5 protein-coding genes are annotated in these 6,255 nt (G+C 39.5%); 3 read left to right on the top strand and 2 right to left on the bottom strand.

The genetic code is table 11. The features are described 5' to 3' along the window. Window positions 1-159 precede the first annotated feature (159 nt). Entirely contained in the window at window positions 160-918 is a 759-nt protein-coding gene (gene ccmO / locus MW688_RS20905) for a beta-carboxysome assembly protein CcmO (RefSeq protein ID WP_486737947.1), read from the top strand. A gap of 117 nt (window positions 919-1,035) precedes the next feature. On the opposite strand, the gene MW688_RS20900 is transcribed toward ccmO, so the two are convergent. Beyond that, complete coding sequence (locus tag MW688_RS20900) at window positions 1,036-1,431, bottom strand: MAPEG family protein (protein WP_486737946.1); 396 nt, start codon at window positions 1,429-1,431, stop codon at window positions 1,036-1,038. Between the two features lie 403 nt (window positions 1,432-1,834). Further along, a complete protein-coding gene (locus MW688_RS20895) occupies window positions 1,835-3,271 on the bottom strand; it encodes a sugar transferase (RefSeq protein ID WP_486737945.1) in 1,437 nt (478 codons plus the stop codon). Between the two features lie 178 nt (window positions 3,272-3,449). Here MW688_RS20895 and MW688_RS20890 point away from each other — a divergent pair, with 178 nt between their 5' ends. Together MW688_RS20890 and MW688_RS20885 are read left to right on the top strand one after the other, a co-directional pair. After that, window positions 3,450-4,601 carry an NAD-dependent epimerase/dehydratase family protein gene (locus MW688_RS20890; RefSeq protein ID WP_486737944.1) on the top strand — a complete coding sequence of 384 codons (1,152 nt, stop codon included), beginning with the start codon at window positions 3,450-3,452 and terminating at the stop codon, window positions 4,599-4,601. Between the two features lie 127 nt (window positions 4,602-4,728). Then, a complete protein-coding gene (locus tag MW688_RS20885; protein ID WP_486737943.1) occupies window positions 4,729-5,865 on the top strand; it encodes a glycosyltransferase family 4 protein in 1,137 nt (378 codons plus the stop codon). Window positions 5,866-6,255: the final 390 nt, after the last annotated feature.

The following is a 6,255-nucleotide window of genomic DNA, read 5'->3' as shown; positions in this document are numbered from 1 at the left end:
TAGGGCGCAAGCCTTGCTTTAGGGCGCAAGCCTTGCTTTAGGGCGCAAGCCTTGCGCCCCTACTAGGAATTAAGAGAATGTAACAGTAAGAGCAAAGATAGTGTATCATAAATAAATAAGTAGAATAATTAAAATAAAATAATATTTACTCAACGTTATATGGAATTATCTACCTCAAGGCGATCGCCTAAACAACAATACCACTTTCAAGATAGTGCCCTTGGTTTAATCTCAACAAAAAGCTTTCCCGCAATCGTAGGAACAGCAGATATGATGTTAAAATCAGCAGAGGTTACCCTAGTAGGCTATGAAAAAATTGGCAGTGGTCATTGTACGGCAGTAGTGCGAGGTAAAGTAGCAGATGTACGCCTAGCAGTAGAAGAAGGAAGCAAAACAGCCGAAAAATTCGGGCAATTGATTTCTAAACTAGTTATACCACGTCCTATGCCTAACTTAGAAGCGATTTTCCCCATAGGTAGTCAGTTAGTAGAATTAGCCCAACAACAAAGAGGCTACAGCCGTTTAAGTAATCGTTCCATCGGATTACTAGAAACGAGAGGGTTTCCGGCCTTAGTAGGTTCAGCAGATGCTATGCTAAAGGCAGCAGATGTACAACTAGCTTCCTACGAGAAAATCGGCGCAGGTTTATGTACATCAATTATTAGAGGGACAGTAGCTAACGTAGCCGTAGCCATAGAAGCGGGAATGTACGAAGCTGAGAGAATTGGTAGCTTAAACGCAGTGATGGTGATACCGAGACTATTAGAAGATTTAGAACATACTCTACCAATAGCTAGTTGCTGGTTAGACGAACCAGATCCTTTACCAGTACTATTACCTACTAAAGAAGAAGAGGTAGAACTAGTAGAACTACCCAAAGTAACGAGGGTACCTCTTTCTATTGAAGTAGAAGATTAAAAATAGTTAAAAATAGTTAAGATAAACAGAAGGGATCGCCCTGTTTGTGAGAAATGCGGGCCAAGGATTAAAGTAATTCTAGTAGAGAAAATATACTAGAATTAATTATATTTAAAATTATAAACGACCAGAAAAAGCAAGAACTAACCCGGCGATCGCTCCCCCCAATAGAGCTAAACTAGATAGAGAACTAATGCCGAAACCGGGAGTACGCTTTTCTGGTGCTTGATAATAACCCAAAGCATAGATTATACGTCCTAATATCCAAAATCCTCCCAGAATCAGGCCCCAAAAGGAACTAATATAGTAGGAAAAAATCCATAACAGAGGTAAGAAAAATACTAATTGTTCCAAGGTATTTTGTTGTACCCGTACGGCACATTCAAAATTAGGATCTCCTGTCATAGCAGGTGGTTTAATATTGTATTTAGCTCTAACTCGTCCCACATTGATAGTGGTTCCAAAATAAACTAATAAACTTAATACAGTAATTATGCTGGGTTCTAGTAACATAAATTTTTAACTCATACTAACGGAATATCATAACACTATTTATAACTTAGACCAAAGCACGCCTACTCAGATCTTGCACCTTTGCCAAAAGTTGCTGGTTGTGTTTGAGTTTTGAAGTGAGGAAGTCTTGAAGTAAGAAGTAATGAGTTTTGGAGTAATGAGTTTTTTATAGCAAGCTCGCCAATAGATGTTGACAAAAATGATGAAAAGCCCCCCTTAGTAAGGGGGGTTGGGAGGATCTGTAAATATAAATATTGTTAACAGTACAACGCTCATTGCTATAAATATTTATACTTACTTTTTTGAAGCAAAAAACCCACCGAAACCACTAAATCTCACACCAAAGCATCAAAACCCAAATGTTACTGGTGGTGGATGAGTGGAAAAGATGCAAGATTTGAGTTCAATAAGCGCCTTTACCGAAGAGAATAATTTTGACAGTAGCCATTAAGATATCTAAATCTAAATTCAAAGACCAATTATCGATATAGTAAAGGTCTAAACGCGCTGCATCATCAAACTCTTCGATATCAGAACGGCCGGAGATTTGCCATAATCCGGTAATACCTGGTAAAACTTGGTGGCGAATGTGATGCCAAGTATCAAAGCGTTCCACATCTCTTAAGGGTAAAGGCCGAGGTCCCACTAAACTCATTTGTCCAATTAAAACATTAAATAACTGTGGCAGTTCATCAATGCTACTTTTTCTCAAGAAAGCTCCCACAGAAGTAATGCGAGGGTCTTTTTTGATTTTAAACATCACCCCATCTTTAGACTGATTTTGAGATTCTAATTTTGCCTGTAACTCAGCGGCATTTTGTACCATAGTGCGAAACTTCCACATTTGAAAGACTTTACCCTGTAAACCAATTCTTTCTTGACAGAAAAATACAGGTCCTGGAGAAGAGAGTTTAATGGCGATCGCCACCCCTATAAACAAAGGAGATAAAACAATTATCCCTGCCAAGGATGAAACGAAATCAATCAAACGCTTAAGTTGATAATCCCAACCGATAAACAAATGAGTATCTAGACGTAGAGTCGGTAAACCTGCAAAAATTTCTGGAGTGCCGCGACGGTGAAGCATTTCGATGCTAGAAGGAATCAACCGCAAAGACAGACCACAGCGGCGTATATGCCAGTAAAGAGTGGAAGCCAACTCAGTTTTTGGTAAATCTGTAGCTAATACTTCTTGGGCGCCAGATTCGGCAATTTTTTGCAGGACAATGGGACTTTGGGCAGTAGAAGCCAAAGCCATGCCCACCACTCGATAATTAGCTCTATTTTCCAATATTTGAGCTAGTTTTTTTATTTTCACACTACTAGCGATTAAAAAAACATTTATCGGTTGACTTTTGTTAAGTAGCTGATTCCAAATCAAACTAATTAACAGACGAAATAAAACCACTAAGACAATACTCCCTACCCAAGCCGTAATAAATAAAGACCGAGGGGCATCTAACTTCGGATCATAAAAATAACCTAAAACTAAAGAAGTGATATAAACCAAACTAATTAACTGTGCCGACTTAACGTAGTTTTGCCCCTGTAGAGAAATTTGATATAGTTGGTTTTTTGCAAACAAAATCAGAGTCAAAGAAGCAAAGATCCAGAATAAACTGGGAATACCTAACCATACCCACCACACCAAATCCTCAGGAATAGGTGAGTGAAATTGATTAAAGTATCCGGCGATTCGCCAGGCTAAGATTAATCCTAGAGCATCACTTAATAGGAGAATTATACTACCCCGGTTCCACAGAGGTAAATGGAAACCAACGTTATGGGTAGCTCTCAGGTCATGGAAATTTTGTTCAGTGGGAGGAGTTTTTTGTTTCATAGGCTTGTTTCTTGGTTTGACAGCCTATTTATATTTTACGTTAGTAACAAGCTCAGTTCCTAAAAACAAAATTTTTTTTTACAGATTTAGTAAAACTTATCAATATCCTTGCTCAATGAGGTACGATAAACTGATATATTTACCCAATATTCGGAAACAAAGGTTAGTAGACAAACAAATGAAAGTACTCGTTATTGGTGGTGATGGCTATTGTGGTTGGGCAACTGCTCTATATCTTTCAGATCAAGGTTATGAAGTAGGCATACTTGATAGTTTAGTAAGACGTCATTGGGATCTCAAACTTAGGGTTAATACTCTCACTCCCATTGCTGAAATTAAACCAAGAATACAACGCTGGAAAGATTTGACAGGAAAATCAATTGATCTTTTTGTCGGAGATATCACCGATTATAGTTTTCTTAGTAAAACTTTACACGAATTTGAACCAGAAGCAGTGGTACATTTTGGGGAACAGCGTTCGGCACCCTACTCAATGATTGATAGAGAACACGCTGTATTGACTCAGGTAAATAACGTAGTCGGAACCCTCAATCTGCTTTATGCGATGAAATCAGATTTTCCTGATTGTCATCTAGTAAAATTGGGAACGATGGGAGAATACGGAACACCCAATATAGATATCGAAGAAGGATATATCACCATTGAACACAACGGAAGGACTGACACTCTTCCCTATCCAAAACAACCCGGTAGTTTCTATCACCTAAGTAAAGTTCATGATAGTCATAATATTCACTTTGCCTGTAAAATTTGGGGTTTGCGAGCTACAGACTTAAACCAAGGGGTAGTATATGGTGTGCTCACAGAACAAACAGGCATGGATGAAATGCTGATAAATCGCTTAGACTATGACGGCGTATTCGGAACAGCATTAAACCGTTTTTGTATTCAAGCGGCAGTAGGTCACCCCTTGACAGTTTACGGAAAAGGTGGTCAGACTAGAGCGTTTTTAGATATACGCGATACGGTAAGATGTGTAGAATTAGCGATCGCTAATCCAGCAGAACCAGGTCAATTTAGAGTACTAAATCAATTTACTGAAAGTTTTGGAGTAGGCGATTTAGCGCTAATGGTGAAAAAAGCCGGAAATTCTATGGGCTTAGATGTAGAGATTAATAATTTAGAAAATCCTCGTGTTGAATCAGAAGAACATTATTTTAACCCTAAAAATACTAAACTGATTGATTTAGGTCTAGAACCCCATTATCTGTCTGATTCTCTCCTTGACTCTTTGCTGAATTTTGCCATTAAATACAAAGATCGGGTAGATGTGGAAGAAATCTTACCTAAAGTGAGATGGAAGCGATAAAAGCTCTATAAAAGCTCTATGATTTTTCCTGTGACACTTCTACAGAAAAAATAACCCACGTGTATCTAGCCCGTGGGTCTTGTGTCGCACAAGCGAAACAAAGAGAAATTTAAACTGATTGAATAAGATGAGAATTGCTTTATTTACAGAAACATTTTTACCAAAAGTAGATGGCATTGTTACCCGTCTATGCCATACAATTAATCATTTACAAAAAAAAGGTAATCAAGTATTAGTATTTGCTCCAGAAGGAGGAATAGAGGAATACAAAGGGGCGAAAGTTCATGGGGTACCAGGAATGCCCTTACCCCTATATCCTGAATTAAAATTAGCTTTACCGCGACCTTCAATAGGTACAACATTAGAGGAGTGGAAACCAGATTTAATTCACGTGGTAAACCCTGCCGTATTGGGCTTAGGAGGATTATACTATGCTAGAAGCCTACAAATACCCTTAGTAGCTTCCTACCATACCCATTTACCTCAGTATCTTCATCACTACGGTTTAGGAGCTTTAGAAGGCTTATTATGGGAATTACTCAAAGCAGGACATAATCAAGCTAAATTGAATTTATGTACATCTACGGCAATGGTAGAAGAATTAGTTAACCACGGAATCGAAAGAGTGAAACTGTGGCAAAAGGGAGTAGATACAGATATGTTTAGACCCAGTTTAGCATCTACTGCCATGCGTAGCCGCCTCTCCCAAGGTCATCCCGAAGCCCCCCTACTACTGTATGTGGGGAGAGTCTCCGCAGAAAAAGAAATAGAGCAAATTAAACCAGTATTAGAGGCAATTCCCGAAGCACGTTTGGCGATTGTGGGAGATGGTCCTCATCGAGAAACTCTAGAAACTCATTTTGCTGACACGGCTACCAATTTTGTCGGCTATCTCCAGGGTTTAGAACTAGCTTCTGCTTATGCCTCCGCTGACGCCTTTGTTTTTCCCTCTCGTACTGAAACTCTGGGTTTAGTTCTCCTAGAAGCTATGGCCGCAGGTTGTCCGGTAGTAGCTGCCTGTTCGGGAGGTATTCCTGATATTGTTACCGATGGAGTTAATGGTTATATGTTTGACCCTCAAGACCCCCTCGGCGCCGTTAACGCTACTCAAAAACTTCTGAATACCGAATTTACTGCTAAAGAAGAACTCCGTAATCATGCCCGTTTAGAAGCTGAAAAATGGGGTTGGAGTGCTGCTACCCAACAGTTATGTGACTACTATCAGGATGTAGTTGAGCTTAACTCTCTATCTTCTGCTGCTTAATAAGTAAATAGTGTGTTATAGCAACAGACGGGTTTATTTCATAACCGGATTTGGTATCACCCCGTCAGTCTGGTGCGTTACGGGCTTCGCCCTAACACACCCTACAACTACTGTTGGGTTATCTCCTTGCCCAACCTACAGGCTACAGGCTACCTTCAAAACTCATTACTCATTACTCATTACTCATTACTCATCTAGCGGTGCGTTACGGGCTTCGCCCTAACACACCCTACAACTACAACTACTTTTATACTGTTGGGTTATCTCCCTGCCCAACCTACAGGTTACTACCTTCTTACTTCAAAACTCATTACTCATTACTCATTACTCATTACTCATTACTCATCTAGCGGTGCGTTACGGGCTTCGCCCTAACACACCCTACAACTA

It is taken from the genome of Johannesbaptistia floridana (assembly GCF_057440575.1).
Note: the sequence above shows the minus strand (reverse complement) of the source record. Positions and strands in the feature narration are given on the sequence as shown.